This is a genomic window from Dietzia timorensis (assembly GCF_001659785.1).
GTDB classification, from domain to species: Bacteria; Actinomycetota; Actinomycetes; order Mycobacteriales; family Mycobacteriaceae; genus Dietzia; species Dietzia timorensis.
The window spans coordinates 3,161,878-3,176,886 of sequence record NZ_CP015961.1 but is presented as its reverse complement, the minus strand read 5'-3'; the positions used below and the strand labels follow the sequence as shown (position 1 = coordinate 3,176,886).

Below are 15,009 nucleotides of genomic sequence, written 5' to 3'. Positions count from 1 at the left end.
CCAACGTTGTACGGGCATTTCGTAGACGAATCAACAGTTCGGCCCGCGGTGATATTCCCGAGAGGTTCCTCCCAGGTGGAGGGCTAACCGTCTTGAAGTGTCGGTCATCGTGCTTATCGTGAACCTATGGCTTTCGACGAAACGGCAGCGCGGGAATTTCTTGCAGACCCCAGAGTGGGCATCTTCGCGGTGGCCGCAGAAAGCGGTCCGCCAGCGGCGACTCCGGTCTGGTATCTGTACGAGCCGGGCGGAAGCGTTCGGATCGTCACCTCGGCCTCGACGCGCAAGGCAAAGCTTCTCGCCCACGCCGGTGCCGCAACGTTGGTCGTAGAGGAATCTGCGCAGAACGCCACTTTTGTAGCGGTAGACTTGGAGCTGGTGGATGTCCGCGAGGCAGAGTCGGCGGACGACCGCGAGCTGGCCTCCCGCTATCTCGAAGGCGAGGCGATTGATCGCTTCGTGGAGATGGCGAGTGAACATATGCCGGACGAGAATGTGTACTCATTCCGCCCCACGAAGTGGCGCTTCGCCTCGATGAGCGTCTGAGGAGGAACGTCAGTGTCCAGTGAGTCACCACAGTCCGACGATGCCGCGGGCGAGGCTGTCGACGTCGGTGCGGACGCGCTGGCGGGCTGCCGCGTCCTCGCGGCCTTCGAGCGGCGCGCCGGCGATGTCGTCACGGTCCTCGGCCGCCACGGCATCGAGACGGTCGTCGCCCCGCCGATGTCGACGATCGCCCATCCGGACGACGAGGAGCTCCGCCGCGCTACCGAGCGGGTCGTCGCCGAGCGTCCGGACATCGTCGTCGCGACGACGGGTGTCGGGTTCACTGGCTGGCTCGAGGCGGCTGAACACTTCGGGATCCGCGAGCAGCTAGAGGACGTTCTCGCCTCGGCGCGCATTGTCTCGCGTGGCGCGAAGGTCACCGGCGCGGTGAAGAAGGCCGGTTTCGCGCCTGAGTGGGAGGCGCCGGATGGGTTGAGTGATGAGCTCCGCGGCTATCTCCTCGCGCAGGATCTCGATGTTGCGAAGGTTGCCGTGCAGTTCCACGGTTCTGGTGCCGACGGGATCGATGCGGACCTGCGGGCGGCGGGCTCCGACGTCATAGGGCTGGTTGTTTACCGGTGGGGGCCGCCGGCCGACCGTGAGGTGCTCGAGCGCAGCATTCGGGAGGTGGCCGAGGGCGAGTTCGATGCCGTGCTGTTTACGTCCGCGCCAGGCTCGGAGGCCTGGCTGCGCGAGGCGGATCGGCTCGGTTGGTATGACGGCGCACTTCTCAATTTCGCCGACCGCACGCTTGCCCTGGCCGTTGGACCGGTGACGGCGGGACCGCTCATCGACGCGGGTGTCGCCGTGGAGATTCCGGAGCGGTGGCGCCTCGGGGCGCTGTCGCGCCACACACTCGCGCTCCTCCGCGCGCAGCGGGCGTAGGCGAGGGGCTCGTGCTTGAAAGCGGGAAGCCGATTTACGGCCGGTAGTAGCCGTGGCGGACCGTGCGGTCGAGGATGCCGAGGGTTCCCTTGAGCGCGGACTCGGAGATCACCGGGAAGATCTTCTTCCATTCCGGCGCGGCCGTGGACCAGTCGTAATAGCTCGTCACGGTGGTGCCACCGTCGGTGGGCTCGAGGCGGTAGCCGTAGGTGTGGCCTATCGGGGGTTTGATCGCGCCGTCGATGGTCCACGCGATCTCGCGATCGGGGACGACGGTGGTGAACTGCACGGCGACGTCATACTTGCCGAGGTCCACGTCCCCGAGCGCCTCGCGGTCCATGTGGATGGTGAACTCCTCGCCCGCGGCGGTGACCGGCGAGCCGCTCGCGCTTTGGAGCATGCCGGAGGAGTCGATGGCGACGTGCCCCCACGGATCGCAGAGGAGGGCGAAGATTTCGGCGGGCTCTGCGGGGATGAAGCGGGCGACTTCGATGCGTTCGGACATGCCTCCAGTTGTACCCGCGCTCGCCGATGCGGCCGTGCCTCAGCCGATGTGCGGGGTGGTGACCTTCGAATTATGGAAGACGAGCGCGTCCGCGGCGGACGGGCGCGAGTAGGCGTAGTCGACGGTGAGCAGCGCTATGACGTGGTCGCCCGCGTCGACCTCGGAATGGATGCGCGTGCGGAACGAGGCGGCCGCGCCGTCGAGGAACACCGCCGAGTCGTCGCCCGTCCAGCCGATGCCGTCGAAACGCTCGGCGGATGGCCCGCTGAGCCGGCCGATATGGCCCGAGTGATCGGCGGTGAGCACGGAGACGCCGAGCGAATCGGCGCGCCGCAGCAGCGGCCACGTCGACGAGGACTTCTGCAGGCTCACCGACACGATCGGCGGCTCGAGGCTCACGCCCACGAACGTCCCGACGACCATGCCGACCGGCACGTCGTCGACGAGCGCGGCGACGGTGGCGATCGGAGTGGGGACGCCGGCGAGGATATTGCGCAGGTCCTTGCCGCTGACCTCGGGGGAGAGATCGGCGATGGCGGGGTCGTCGTGGCGGATGGAGGTCGTGGTCATGAGATTCCCTTCGCTGTCGGCGGATCGTGTGCCGCCGTTCGGATCGGTCAGAACTGTGTGCCTGTCGCGGGTGGGGTGGCGTCGAGGAACGAGCGCCCGAGGATGCGGAGCTTGTCGCGGCGTCGCTCGTGGAGCGTGTGTGTGCGCAGATCGCGCCATCGGCGGTCGAGCTCGACGCTCGGCGCGATGCCGCGGGTGCCGGTCAGCTCGAACACGCGGGAGGCGATGTCGACGGTGAGCTCCCCGGTGGTTGCCTTCGCCGCGCCGACGGCGAGCGCGGCGCGGCCGTCCGCGTCGACACCGGCGTCGAAGGCCTGGTCGACAGCACGCCCGGCGGATTCGAGGACCGCGCCCGCGGTGAAGGCGCGCGCGGCGAGCTCCCCGGCGAGATGCTCGGTGAGCTCGCCGCCGATACCGGCCGCGCGGGCCAGATCGAGCGCCTCGTCGAGCGCGGCCTCGGCGAGACCGACATCGATCGCCGCGTGCAACAGCTGCGCGAACGCGCCGTACGCGGGCAGGGAATCGGTGTCGAAGGCGAAGACGTTCTCGGCGCCGACGCTCACCGCATCGAGCTCGACCCGGCCGGAACCGGTGAGCCGCTGTCCGAGCGCATCCCATTCGTCGACGAGCCGCACGCCGGGCGCGAGCGCGTCGACGAAAGCGACGACATCGGGAAGCGTCTCGTCCGAGGCGCCGTGGTGGAACGCGCTCACCGCGAGGTGGTCCGCGTACGGCGAGCCTGTGCAGAAGTATTTCACGCCGTCGAGGCGCGCGCTCTTCGCATCGTCGGCAAGTGTGACGGCGACGTGCGGTCCGCGCTCGGCCTGCGCGTTCGACAGCAGCGACCCGCCGAGAATCCGCTCGGCCCACTCCCGCTCGGAACTCGGCCGTCGGCCGGAGAACAGCCACCTGGCGAACACGAAATGCGGCTGCACGATTTGCGCGAGCGAGCCGTTCCCGTAGGCGAGGACCCGGAGGAGCTCGGCGCGCTGCGAAGGGGAAACGTCTCCGGCCGCTGTCGCCGGGCCACCGAGGCGCGCGGGCACGGCCGCTCCGAGAATCCCCGACGCCTTGAGTTCGTCGACCTCGGCGAAGAGTTCGCGGTCACCGGCTTCGCGTTCGCCGGCGACGTTCCGCGCTCGCTCGCCGATCCGCGCTGCCTCGCGCAGGAGCGCGTCGAAGGGCGCGGCCGAGGGCGACAGCGCCGCCTCGGGTGAAGAGGTCGCGGCGGCACGGGGTCCGCCGATCGCCGAAGCCGCCGGCCGGAGTGCGCGCGTCGTCGTGGGGGCGCTCATCGTGCGCCGGACACGAGGACGCGTTCGCGGGCGGGCTCGGCACGTCCGGCGTCATGCCCGATGATCTCGCGGCCGAAGCGCTGCAGCTCCTCGTCGAAGTGGAGGAAGCCGGTGAGGATCAAGTCCACGCCGACCTTGCGGTAGGCGTCGATGCGCTCCTCGATCTGCTCGCGCGTGCCGATCAGCCCGGTCTTGAAGCCGTCGTTGTATTGGATGAGGTCCTCGAACGAGGAGTCGGCCCACATTCCCTTGCCGTCGCCGGTCGCAGCGCCGGCCTCCTTCACCGAAGAGCGGAAGGCCTCGACGGCCTCGGTATTGGCCCCGGCGACGATCTCGCGAAGCCGCTCCTTCGCCTCCTTCTCGGTGTCTTCGAGGATGACGAACCCGTTGAGCCCGATCTTCACCTCGCGGCCTGCGGCCTCGGCGTGCGAGCGCACTTCGGCGATCTGTTCGCCGATCGCCTCCGGCGAGGCGCCGTTGGTGAAGTACCAGTCGGAGTAGAGGCCGCCGTTGCGGCGGGCAGCGGTCGAGGTGCCGCCTTGGAACAGTTCGGGTACAACCGCAGGGCGTGGGCTCGCCGTGTAGTCGCGGATGCGGTAGTGGTCGCCGGCGAACTCGACGTTCTCCTCGGTGAGGATCTTGCGCAGCACCTGGAGGAACTCGGCACTACGTTCGTAGCGGTCCTGGTGCGCGAGCCAGGGCTCGCCGAACTTCACGTATTCGTCGCGCAGCCAGCCGGAGACGACGTTGAGCGCGAAGCGGCCGCCGTGGATCTCGCTCGCCGTGGCGGCGAGGTTCGCGAGCACGGCGGGCTGCCAAAAGCCCGGGTGCACGGCGGCGATGACCTTGAGCCGCTCGGTCGCGGCGAGGAGCGCGAGCGAGAACGACACCGACTCGTGCTGGCTGTTCGCCCCGTAGGAGCCGAGGTAGCGCACCTGGGACAACGCGTAGTCGAAGCCGACCTCCTCGGCGTGGCGGGCGAGCGCGACGTTGTAGTCGATGCCCCAGTCGGTGCGCTGCTCTACATTTGACGTAACCAGCCCGCCGGACACGTTGGGCACCCAGTAGGCGTACTGCAGATTCTCTGTAATTCCTGCGGTGGACATGGTGGTTCCTGTTCGTTGCGTGTGGTGTGGCCCTGCCGGGAATGTCGGCGGGCGAGGGTGTTCTACGAGGCGCTGGCGGCGACCGGTGCGAAGGGGACCTGTGCGGCGCGTGCCTCGCCTTCGGGGGCCGGCCGGTTCTTCACGCCGTAACCGAGGCGGTGCAGCTCGGGGATTACTCCCTCGCCGACGTGGAACGCCTCTTCGAGGTGCGGGTAACCGGAGAAGATGAAGTGGCTCAGGCCGGCATCGAAGTACTCGCCGATGCGCTCGGCGACCTGCGCGTACGAGCCGACGAGCGCCGTGCCCGCCCCGCCGCGAACGAGTCCGATGCCCGCCCACAGGTTGGGGGCGACCTCGAGCTCGCGGGCATCGGTGCCGTGGGTGAATCCGTCGCCGCGCGAGTGCAGCGCGGTCATTCGGCGCTGACCCTCGGACTGCGAGCGCGCGAGTCCGCCCTGGATCTGGTTCACCACTTCGGGGTCGAGGCCGTCGATGAGACGCTGCGCCTCGGTCCAGGCCTCGTCTTCGGTCTCGCGGGCGATGATGTGGAGGCGGATGCCGTAGTCGAGTTCGCGGCGGTGCCGGGCTGCGGCTGTGCGCGCGCGTTCGATCTTCGCCTGCACGTCGGCGGGGCGCTCACCCCAGGTGAGGTAGACCTGCGCATGCTTGGCGGCGACCTCGATGCCGGCGGGAGAGGAGCCGCCGAAGAACACCTGCGGCGGCTGCGCCGGGCGGCGCGAAAGCACGGCGTTCTCGACGTCGACGTGCTCGCCGCGCAGCGTGATCGGCTCGTCCTCGGTGAGGAGATGGTTGATGACCTGAAGCGATTCGTCGCCCACGGCGTAGCGCTCTTCCTTGCTGCGGTGGTCTCCGAACGCGCGCTGTTCGTGGTCCTCGCCGCCGATCACGACATTGAGCTTGAGCCTGCCGTTCGACAGCTTCTGGAACGTCGTGGCCTGCTGGGCGATCACCGTGGGGCTCACCAGCGAGGGGCGAGCTGCCACGAGAAAGCTCAGGCGCTTCGTCGCTCCGATGAGCGCGGCGGTCGCGATCCACGCGTCCTCGCACCACAGTCCCGTCGGCACGAGCACGGAATCGAAGCCATTGGATTCCGCGGCCAGGGCGAGCTGGGTGAGGTAGCCGAGGTCGGCTTCGCGCTCGCCGTAATGCCCTGTGGTCCCATGTCCGCCGGCCATGATCGCGCGCGAATCGCCGTAGGTGGGCAGGAACCAGTGCAGGGTGATCTCGGAATTAGCCATGTCCGGAAGTACACCAGCGCGCCGCGCCGGCGAACCACCGTTCAATTCGCGGTGAATCTAACGGGCCGGAATACTGCGCGCCGGTCACTAGGCTCGCGCAGGCAAGACGAGTCCGGCTCCCGTGCCGTTAGGGCAGGGGAGCCGGACTCGAATGACGGGGCGTGGAGCCCTATCGATTGTCGGCGGAGCCGCCGTACTCCTCGGAACCTGAGTCGTCAGCGGATGACTCGGCCTTCTCGCTGTCGGCCCACTCGCCGGACGAGTAGTCGTAGTCGATCTCGTTGCCCTCGTCGTCGGTGCGCCGGTACCAGTCGGTGACCTTCTCCGACGTCGAGTCGAAATCGGCGCCCGCGCCGCGACCGTCGGTGGACGGCGCCACCGAGATCTCGAAATCGTCGCCGTGCTCCTCGAGTCCCTTGACCACGGCGTTCTTGATCGCGGTCTGCGCGTACGTGCGCCGGATCGCGGCCGGGTCGGTCGACAGGTCCTTGAGGAAGGCGACCGCGAGCCCGACGAGCACCACCGAGAACGGGATCGCGATGAGAATCGTCAGGTTCTGCAGCCCCGTGAGTGCGGTTTCGCCGCCCACCAAAAGCATCACCACGGCGATGCCCATCATGCACAGACCCCAGAAGACGACGATCAACTTATTGGGCGCAGGGTTGCCCTTCTCCGACAGGGTGCCCATGACGACGGACGCCGAATCCGCAGAGGTGATGAAGAAGACGGCAAGCACGAAAATGATGATCAGCGGGGTGACCGTGCCCAGCGGCAGGTTGTCGAACAGTGAGAACAGAACGTTCTCCGAGGAGGCCGAACCGTCGAATCCCGGGAAGTCCTCGCGGCTGAAGCTGATGGCCGTGCCGCCGAAGATCGTGAACGCGAGGATGAGGATGAATGTCGGCGCCAGCGTCGTCACCAACGCGAACTGGCGAATCGTGCGGCCGCGGGAGATGCGCGCGATGAACATGCCGACAAACGGCGTCCACGCGATCCACCACGCCCAGTAGAACGAGGTCCATACGGCCTGGAACTCGATGGTGTCCTGCCCCCAGGACAGGCCGCGGCTCATCATGTCGAGCAGGTTGTCGGCGTAGCTGAGGATGCCGGCGGGAACCAGGTTGAGCAGGAACAGAGTCGGCCCCAGTAGGAACACGAACAGGATGAGCCCGAGCGTCAGTGTGATGTTGAGGTTCGACAGGTAACGGATGCCGCGGGAGACGCCGGACACCGCGCTGACGATGAAGCACGCGGTGAGAATCCCGATAATGACGATGAGGACGGTGTTCGTCACCTCGCTGACACCGGAGACGATCTGGACGCCCTGCCCGATCTGAATCGCGGAGAGCCCGAGGGTTGCCGCGGTACCGAACAACGTCGCGATGATCGCCATCATGTCGATGATGGAGCCGGCGAGCCCTTCGGAGCGGTCGCTACCGATGAGTGACTTGAACACCGAGCTGAGCAGCGTCACCCGGCCGCGCCGGTACGAGCTGTATGCGAGCGCGCCACCGACCATCGCGTAGAGCGCCCAGATCATCAGGCCCCAGTGGAAATGCGATTGCGCCATCGACAGGTGTAGAGCCTCCGGGGTTTCCGGATCGACGCTGTGCGGAGGCGGGGTGAGGTAATGGCTCAGCGGCTCTGACGGCCCGAAGAAGAAAATGCCGACGCCGATACCGGCGCCGAACATCATCGCCACCCAGGAGAACAGCGCGAACTCCGGTTCCTCGTCGTCCTTACCCAGTTTGATTCGCCCGAAACGCGAGAAGGCGAGATAGGTCATGACGGCGAGCCCGAGGATCATCACGATGTTGAGGAGCCAGCCGAGATTCTCGATAGCCCAGCCGAACATCGTCGACGAGACGGTCCCGACCGAATCGGGGTCGATGATGCCCCAGGCGATGAACGCCACGATGAGCGCGGCAGTGGTGGCGAACAGCGCCTTGTTCATGCCGAAGGTGTTGCGCTGTTCTTCGATGCTCAGTCCCGGGACGAGCCCCGGATGCATGTCGTGCGGGTACACGCCCACCGTGGTGGTCGTGTTCGGCGAGAGGAGGTTCCCCATCAGGGTTCCGTCCTTGGACGCGCCGCGCGCGCCGTCGCCGGCAGACGGAGGTTCGTCGGAGGAAGTTTTTCCGGGCATGGTTCATCGTCCTGTTCAGCTAAGGGAAGGCGCAGGAATCCTGCAGAGAGCGATCGAGTCGCGATTGGGGAAACGCTACCGTCTTCGGCGCGCTACACAAATCCACGCAGAACGGTGCACACATTCTGCGATGCGAGCTCCTATTGCCCGCGGGGAAGGAACTGTCGCTGCCTGTCGTTAAGTCCCTGCGGTCGCATGCGAGTGTCGAGGCCTGCGAAGGAAATTAAGCCGAGCTTATAATTAAGGGAATTGCACGAGGGTTCAACTCAGACTTCGCCGACTTCATTCTTCGAAAGGGCCGTCATGGCATTGCCGATCACTTGCATTCTGCCCGTCTACATCGGCGTGGACACGGACGAATTCACTCGTGCTTATCGCAGCATTGCGCACCAAACCGCGCAGCCGGACGAGATTCTCGTCGTACTCGACGGGCCGGTGCAGGATGGAGTCGAATCCTTTCTCGACGCGCATGCCGGCCCGCAGCTCACGGTCGTGAGGTTCGAGGAGAACAGGGGAGTGGCCGAGGCGATGAACGACGCGCTCCCGTTGGCCCGGAATCGCTGGGTCGCCCGCCACGATGCGGACGACATCATGATGCCGGATCGTCTGGAAAAACAGTGGCCAGTGGTGTCGAAAGGCGAGTACGCCGCAGTGGGCGGCGCGATCCTAGAATTCGAGGGCGCCCCGGACCACGTCGTTCGCGTTCGGCGCCTCCCCTCCGAGCCCGAGGAAATCGCGAGCTACGTCAAGATCAATAGTCCGCTGAACAACCCGACCGTGATTCTCGACAAGGACGCGGTCGCCGACGTCGGCGGCATCCGGAATGTGCTGTTCATGGAGGACTACGACCTGTTCGCGCGACTCATCGCCGCGGGGTATTCCTTGCGCAGCCTCGACGAGGTGCTCACGCTGCAGCACGCGCCGGAGTCGATGTTCGACCGGCGCACCGATCCCCGCCTCGCTTCCGCCGAGAAAACGATGCAACTCAACCTCGTTTCACTCGGGCTCATCGGTCGTCCCCGCGCACTTTTCAATTACGTCGCCCGTCAGCTTTTCCGCTCGCTGCCCCGCCCGCTGCTCAAGCTCGCGTACTCGGCGCTCTTCCACCGGCCCGCCGCGCTCGACGAGCCGATCACCGAGGTCCGGGGCTGGCTCGCGCAGGACTGGCCGGGCTTCGCGCCGGAGCCGCAGGATAGCCCGGCGGTCTAGAACTCGTTCATGCCAGCTAGATCACGCTGTTGGTGAGCTCGGCGATGATCGACGAGTTATGCAGATTCTCGAAGGGCACGACCACGTGGTTGGCGTAGGTCGAGCGCCGTTTCGAGAAGAACTCCGCGAGCCGCGCCTCGAGAACCTCCCGGTCCGAGCGCACGGGAACCTCGATGGCATTCATCGTGAAATCCACGCCGCCGTCGGAAATCGCTGCCGATTCGAACGCGGACGCCAGATCCTCCCACGCGAGCCGGTAGTCCGAGCGTGTCTCCGGGTCGTCGGTCGCGGTGTATCCGACGATCAGCCCGGTCGACGGGTTGGACAGGTGCGGGACGACATCGTCGAACACGTCCCAGATGTCGGTCTCGTTGTGTAGCCAGTCCCGCCAGTTATCGTCCTCGACCGGTTCGAGCACGACGAGCAGAGCGGTGACCGATTCGCCGTGGAGGTCACTACGCTTTTCTGCGACCGTGGTCCGCGTTCCGGTGCTTTCGATCGCGCGCGCGAGGCCGGCGACGTGCGCGGCGTCCTTACCGGTGATCACTACGTGTGGGCGGTCCGTCCCATAACTGCTCGGGCTGCCCATAACGCCAGACTACCAGGCAAAACATCCTCGTACTCGGGGTAGCCGAGTACCGTATACGGCGATGGCGGATGCGCCCGTGGCGCCCGCCGACGCGACCCCGCAAAGGAACCGGCACCGCTATGAACTCCACGATCGTCACCACCTCGCGATCCCCTCACGGCAACACGCGCAAGATCGCCGACGTCATCGCCACAGAACTCGGCGCCCAGATCCATGCCCCAGGTCCGGAGGCCGCCACCGCGGTCGCCGCCGCCGATCTCGTCGGTTTCGGATCGGGCATCTACTGGATGAACTTCCGGAGGAGCCTCCGCGAGTTCGTCGCGTCGCTGCCGGCGGGCGAGGGCAAGGATGCGTTCTTCTTCGCCACGAGCGGCTTCCCGCAGCCGCCCGTCCTCGCGCGCTACATGGACGGGATGCAGCAGGCGCTCGAGGCGAAAGGCTTCCGCGTCGTCGGCGGCTTCCACTGCCGCGGCCTCGACACCATGGGCCCGTTCGGGCTCATCGGCGGGGTCAACAAATCGAGCCCCACCGCGAGCGACCTCGAATCCGCGAAGGCCTTCGCTCAGCACCTCGCGTCGTAGCGCAGCTTCACCAGCTCCGAATCCGGCACCACGCTCGCCTCGAGCAGTCGCAACCCCGCGCGCTCGCCCGTGTACATCTTCGATCCCTCGCCGAGCATCGCGGCGCCGACGAGCACGATGAGCTCGTCGACAACCCCCGCGGCGAGCAGCGGATTCCACGTCGTCGCGCTGCCGAACATCAACAGTGACTCGCCATTCGCCTTGCGTCGCGCGATCTCCGCCGGCGCCTCGCTACGTGCCACCACGGATGACGTCGGAGCCCACGGATCACCCGGCCCGATCGTCATCGAGTCGCTGATCACCAGCGAGGCGAGCGTGGTGACCAATCTCGCCGTGTCCACGTCCCGGCGTCCGCTCTTCTGGTCCTGCGCGATCGCCGACCAATGCCGGAAATTGTTCGGGAACCATGTGCTCCCGTAGACGACCGTGTCCGCCTGGCGCAGCAGCTCGAGATTGTGGGTGTTGAAGGCGTCTTCGAACGGCATGGGCGACAGGTCGCCGCCGGGCCCCTCGAAGTATCCGTCCAGCGACGTCAGAACAGAAACGACAAACGCGCCCTCGCGGGACTCCGAGCTCATGGTGATTCTCCTTTCGAGCCCTTTCCACGTTGCCCGAGAAGGGGCCGCGTGTTCTTGTCCGTTCGTGCGGGATCCGCATCGTGTTTCTCGCGGGCGCCATAAGCGATGGCGGGTCCTATTTCAAGTGGATTATGGGGATACCCACACTCGCGAATTGGTGCTCACAAACCTCTTGCGCGCGCTCGTCGGCGCTACCTAGTCTGGCTCCCCGCAAGGCAAAGTTAGGGTGATTCACAACGTTAATCCTCCTAACTAAATTCTGTACCTATAGCGGGGGACTAATGTTCGAGGAAACGTGGCGCAAGCGCGCGTCTGTACTGTTCGTGGCCGGTGGAGTGGTCTTTTCGACGGCAATCGGAATTCAGGGCGCTGCCGCCGACCCGGCGCCGGAGGGGGCGGAAACTCACACCTCGAAATCCAAGCCGAGCTGGGAGGAGTTTCTCGCCGATACATATAAGGATTCGGATGGACAGTACATCGTCGACGGGGATCTGCCGATCGCCGATATCGAAGAGCTCCGCGAGTTCTACGAGGCCACTCCCGGCGATGACGATAAGACGCACATCAACGACCTCGTCGCGAACAAGAACGACGAGGGCCGCGCGAAACTGTGGAAGAAGTCGAACGTCGGCAACCTGACGTACTGCGTATCCGACAAGTTCGGCGATGAAAAGGGCGAAATCGCCCGGGCCGTCGAAAAGGGGGCGGCGAACTGGGAGGAGGCGTCGCCGGCGATCGACTTCCGCTACATGCCGGAAGAGGACGACGATTGCAACACCTCGAACGACAACGTCCTGTTCTCCATCGAGCCGACGACAACGGACAAATACCTGGCGCGTGCATTCCTGCCGGGCGCGTCGAAGTCCCGCCGCAACATCCTCGTGTCGAAGGATGTGCTGTCCACCGACTACTCGCCGGAGGGCGTGATGGGGCACGAACTCGGGCACGTACTTGGCTTCCGGCACGAGCACAATCGCCCCGAGGCAGGCACCTGCCACGAGGACGATAACTGGGTTCCGCTCACGCCGTACGACAGCACGTCGATCATGCATTACCCGCAATGCAACGGCACGGCCGAGGACATGGAGTTCTCCGAGCTCGACCGTGAGGGAGTGCAGAAGGCGTACGGCGCCCCGGAGGACGAGGCGTCACCGACGGAAAAACCGCTTTCGAGTCTGGAGGGGATCACCGGTTCGCTGGGTAGCTGATGCCGTGACGCTAGAGCGACGGCGCTCCTGGTGCGCCTTCGACGAGCCCGGAAATCGCTGTGGTGAAGCGATCGGCGATCACAGCGTGTGCATCCTCGGGCGGGTGCAGGCGGTCCGCCGAGGGGTAGGCCGCCTCGTCCTCGGCGCCGAAGAGCGTGAGCCCGTCGACGAAGTGGAGGTTGGGGTCCGCTGCGCGTCGCTGGGCGACGACCTCGGCGATCACCTCGCGTGCGGCGCGGAGCGTCAGCATTCCCGCGGCCGCATCCTCCGCCGTACCGGTGGCCAGGTAGCGAATTTCGCCGTCGCCGAAATCGGTCGCCGCCGGGCCGGGGTTGTCCTCATGGATCGCGCAATGCAGCGCCGACACCACCACCAGCGGAGTCTTCGGGTGCCCCTCGCGAATGGTGTCGAGAAAGCCATTGAGCAGCGGGGCGAGTTCCTCGGTGCGCACGGCACCTGCATTGACGAGGTTGATCCCCACCTTCACGCTGATCAGCTCGGCGGGAAGATCTCGAATCACCTGCGCGACGAATTCGTCGAGCATCGCGCTCCCGCTGAATCCGAGATTGGTCAGCTCGAATCCCGCCGTGCGAGCAACGCTGGCTGCCCACGTGCGCGTCGGCGCCGTCGCGTTTGAGCCCTGGCTGATCGAACTCCCGTAATGCACCCACCGCGGACGGGAGTCGAAGGCGACCGGCGTGGCCGCCTCGTCGGCGCGCAGCGAAACCAGTTCGATTCTTTCGTAGTGCGGCAGCCAGATTTCTATGATCTTGTCGCCACTCGGCAGGTCGTCGATCCGAATCGTCTGCGACGGCCCTTCATCGACCTCGACGCTCCCGCTCGCAGGGTCGATCGTCATGCGCGTCCCGCCGCTCGTCTCCACCTGCCGCAGTGGCCTGCCGTCGACCACGATGTCGACGTGGCAATCGGCGCGGGGCGCAACGCCTCGAAACGCCGGGTATGTGCGGTGTGCGCTCAGCTCTACGCTTGTTGACGCCGTGCGGAAGGCCAATCGCACGCCGGCCGGTTGCGCCTGTGCCGACAAAAGCTGGCCGTCCGCCTTCTCGCGCGCCCACGCCGGCAGCCTGCAGGGGACGAGCCCGCGCTCGGTGGTTTCCAGATCGAGCGCGCCGTGAATCAGATTCGAAGTTATCGGGACGGGGCGAAGCTCTCGCGAAGAACTCATGTGAAACCTTGATCTCGTCGGGTGAGTACCGCCAAGCTACCTCAGCCTTGCTTTCCGAAACGTTCAAATGGAGCTCGTATAAACCGGGCAATCCTTCGTTCTTGGAAGTCCGGCGCGATCGCCGCAGTGACTCCACGTTTGTAGATATTCGCAACGCGACGGCCGAGCAATTCCCATCCTTCGAATGCGTGCACCCGAGTCACGATCCTGGCGCATGCTGACGCCCTAACTCGATGATGGCGAGTGACGGTGAGCGACCGGCTATCGCTCCAGCTCCGCCTTGAGGCCTTCGAGCGTGCGTCGGATGTTGCCTTGCTGGAACTGCGCAAAACCTGTCTTGCCTGTCACGATCCGGTCAAACACCGCTGCCACCGCATCGGGCCAGCGCCGGTCGTCCGTCCATGTTTCGGTGACTTTGCACCCGCCTTCAACGGGTTCGAACGAGTAGGACCACGTAGCAACCGGGACTTTGAGTATCGGCTTCCCGAAACCGTATTCGCGAACTCGGAACGTGAACTTTCGCCCCGGATCGGCCTCTGTGACTTCGCACCGAGTGTGCCAGCGGAACCCGCTCCGTGCGTTGGAGCCCACGAACGTCATGCCGACGTAGGCCTTAGAGGAGGCTTGAGGCCTCTCGGACGCATCGATCTCGGCTCCAGTGTTCTCGGGGCTCCACCGAGGCATCTGCGTGACATCACTGACGTTTTCGTACGCGATTGATGGATCGACGGCAATGATGACGTCGTCGGACACTTCCTTGATTCGGGCCATGGGGCCACGATACGGCCCAATGTGGGACAGCGATCGACGGGTAAATCATTAGAGTGGAGCCGATGACGGGAATCGAACCCGCGCTGTCTGCTTGGGAAGCAGAAGTTCTACCATTGAACTACATCGGCACGCTGCGAAAACTCCAGCGAACTTCTCGAATGAAAAGCGGTCGCCGAGTTGCAGGCTGCGCCTAGCTTAGCACGCAGAGTTGGCTACTTTCTGGGCGCCTTCGACTGCCTGCGCGCACCGCCCGGCATCGAGCCCTTGCCGTGGATTCCGGGCTTCGGTGGGTTTCGCGGAACGATGCCCATGCCGATCCCGCCGAGGATCGCGACTCCGAAACCGAGTGCGAGCGAGAGCCACAGCGGGGCCCCGGCGGTAACTCCCATGAAGAAGACGACCACCCCGATGCCGAGGAAAACAGTCGACCAGATGGTCCACTTCCACGTGTATTTCGAAGGTTCTTCTGGACGTGTCATGCCACCCATTCCACCACTTCAGAAGGGTCTTTTGCCAAACGACGGCGACCGGCAGGGGTAAGGGCAACAGAAAAAAGTTTCGGTTAGGGGTTGCTT

The 15,009-nt window shown here is 65.6% G+C and carries 16 protein-coding genes and 1 tRNA gene; 5 read left to right on the top strand and 12 right to left on the bottom strand.

Annotation, left to right across the window (positions count from 1 at the left end; all coding sequences use genetic code 11):
• The first annotated feature begins 126 nt into the window (after window positions 1-126).
• Both BJL86_RS14690 and BJL86_RS14685 read left to right on the top strand, forming a co-directional pair.
• Window positions 127-546: a pyridoxamine 5'-phosphate oxidase family protein gene (locus BJL86_RS14690; protein WP_067477370.1), complete on the top strand. Its 420-nt coding sequence runs from the start codon at window positions 127-129 to the stop codon at window positions 544-546.
• Between the two features lie 12 nt (window positions 547-558).
• Window positions 559-1,431, top strand: a complete 873-nt coding sequence (locus BJL86_RS14685; RefSeq protein ID WP_067477373.1) for a uroporphyrinogen-III synthase — start codon at window positions 559-561, stop codon at window positions 1,429-1,431.
• A 34-nt stretch (window positions 1,432-1,465) separates the two neighbouring features.
• Here the strand turns inward: BJL86_RS14685 and BJL86_RS14680 are convergent, their stop codons facing one another.
• The 6 genes from BJL86_RS14680 to BJL86_RS14655 form a co-directional block, all read right to left on the bottom strand.
• On the bottom strand, window positions 1,466-1,936 hold the full coding sequence (locus tag BJL86_RS14680) for an SRPBCC family protein (protein WP_067477377.1): 471 nt from the start codon (window positions 1,934-1,936) through the stop codon (window positions 1,466-1,468).
• A 39-nt stretch (window positions 1,937-1,975) separates the two neighbouring features.
• A complete protein-coding gene (locus BJL86_RS14675; RefSeq protein ID WP_067477380.1) occupies window positions 1,976-2,506 on the bottom strand; it encodes a flavin reductase family protein in 531 nt (176 codons plus the stop codon).
• 47 nt (window positions 2,507-2,553) lie between these two features.
• Window positions 2,554-3,801 (bottom strand): acyl-CoA dehydrogenase family protein, encoded by a 1,248-nt coding sequence (locus BJL86_RS14670; RefSeq protein WP_075845066.1) that lies wholly within the window; start codon window positions 3,799-3,801, stop codon window positions 2,554-2,556.
• Complete coding sequence (gene sfnG, locus BJL86_RS14665; RefSeq protein WP_067477386.1) at window positions 3,798-4,907, bottom strand: dimethylsulfone monooxygenase SfnG; 1,110 nt, start codon at window positions 4,905-4,907, stop codon at window positions 3,798-3,800. The genes BJL86_RS14670 and sfnG overlap by 4 nt, the downstream gene beginning before the upstream one ends.
• Before the next feature lie 62 nt (window positions 4,908-4,969).
• Window positions 4,970-6,166, bottom strand: a complete 1,197-nt coding sequence (locus BJL86_RS14660) for an LLM class flavin-dependent oxidoreductase (protein ID WP_075845065.1) — start codon at window positions 6,164-6,166, stop codon at window positions 4,970-4,972.
• 169 nt (window positions 6,167-6,335) lie between these two features.
• Window positions 6,336-8,234 carry a BCCT family transporter gene (locus BJL86_RS14655; protein ID WP_067477459.1) on the bottom strand — a complete coding sequence of 633 codons (1,899 nt, stop codon included), beginning with the start codon at window positions 8,232-8,234 and terminating at the stop codon, window positions 6,336-6,338.
• Between the two features lie 381 nt (window positions 8,235-8,615).
• Between BJL86_RS14655 and BJL86_RS14650 the strand changes: the two genes are divergently transcribed.
• Entirely contained in the window at window positions 8,616-9,521 is a 906-nt protein-coding gene (locus tag BJL86_RS14650; protein WP_067477389.1) for a glycosyltransferase, read from the top strand.
• A gap of 16 nt (window positions 9,522-9,537) precedes the next feature.
• Here the strand turns inward: BJL86_RS14650 and BJL86_RS14645 are convergent, their stop codons facing one another.
• Complete coding sequence (locus BJL86_RS14645; protein ID WP_156515425.1) at window positions 9,538-10,110, bottom strand: hypothetical protein; 573 nt, start codon at window positions 10,108-10,110, stop codon at window positions 9,538-9,540.
• A gap of 119 nt (window positions 10,111-10,229) precedes the next feature.
• Here BJL86_RS14645 and BJL86_RS14640 point away from each other — a divergent pair, with 119 nt between their 5' ends.
• Window positions 10,230-10,691 (top strand): flavodoxin family protein, encoded by a 462-nt coding sequence (locus tag BJL86_RS14640; protein ID WP_067477396.1) that lies wholly within the window; start codon window positions 10,230-10,232, stop codon window positions 10,689-10,691.
• Here BJL86_RS14640 and BJL86_RS14635 read toward each other — a convergent pair.
• A complete protein-coding gene (locus BJL86_RS14635) occupies window positions 10,673-11,269 on the bottom strand; it encodes a dihydrofolate reductase family protein (protein WP_067477399.1) in 597 nt (198 codons plus the stop codon). The genes BJL86_RS14640 and BJL86_RS14635 overlap by 19 nt on opposite strands.
• Window positions 11,270-11,550: 281 nt before the next feature.
• Between BJL86_RS14635 and BJL86_RS14630 the strand changes: the two genes are divergently transcribed.
• Window positions 11,551-12,477, top strand: a complete 927-nt coding sequence (locus BJL86_RS14630) for a M57 family metalloprotease (protein ID WP_067477402.1) — start codon at window positions 11,551-11,553, stop codon at window positions 12,475-12,477.
• 10 nt (window positions 12,478-12,487) lie between these two features.
• Here BJL86_RS14630 and BJL86_RS14625 read toward each other — a convergent pair whose 3' ends face one another.
• The 4 genes from BJL86_RS14625 to BJL86_RS14610 all read right to left on the bottom strand — a co-directional run bounded on the left by BJL86_RS14625 (window position 12,488) and on the right by BJL86_RS14610 (window position 14,913).
• Complete coding sequence (locus tag BJL86_RS14625; protein ID WP_067477405.1) at window positions 12,488-13,663, bottom strand: SGNH/GDSL hydrolase family protein; 1,176 nt, start codon at window positions 13,661-13,663, stop codon at window positions 12,488-12,490.
• A 261-nt stretch (window positions 13,664-13,924) separates the two neighbouring features.
• Window positions 13,925-14,434: an SRPBCC family protein gene (locus tag BJL86_RS14620; RefSeq protein ID WP_067477408.1), complete on the bottom strand. Its 510-nt coding sequence runs from the start codon at window positions 14,432-14,434 to the stop codon at window positions 13,925-13,927.
• Between the two features lie 54 nt (window positions 14,435-14,488).
• Window positions 14,489-14,562: transfer RNA gene (locus BJL86_RS14615), tRNA-Gly, on the bottom strand.
• 84 nt (window positions 14,563-14,646) lie between these two features.
• Window positions 14,647-14,913, bottom strand: coding sequence for a hypothetical protein (locus BJL86_RS14610; protein WP_067477411.1), 267 nt, complete (start codon window positions 14,911-14,913; stop codon window positions 14,647-14,649).
• Between the last annotated feature and the right edge of the window lie 96 nt (window positions 14,914-15,009).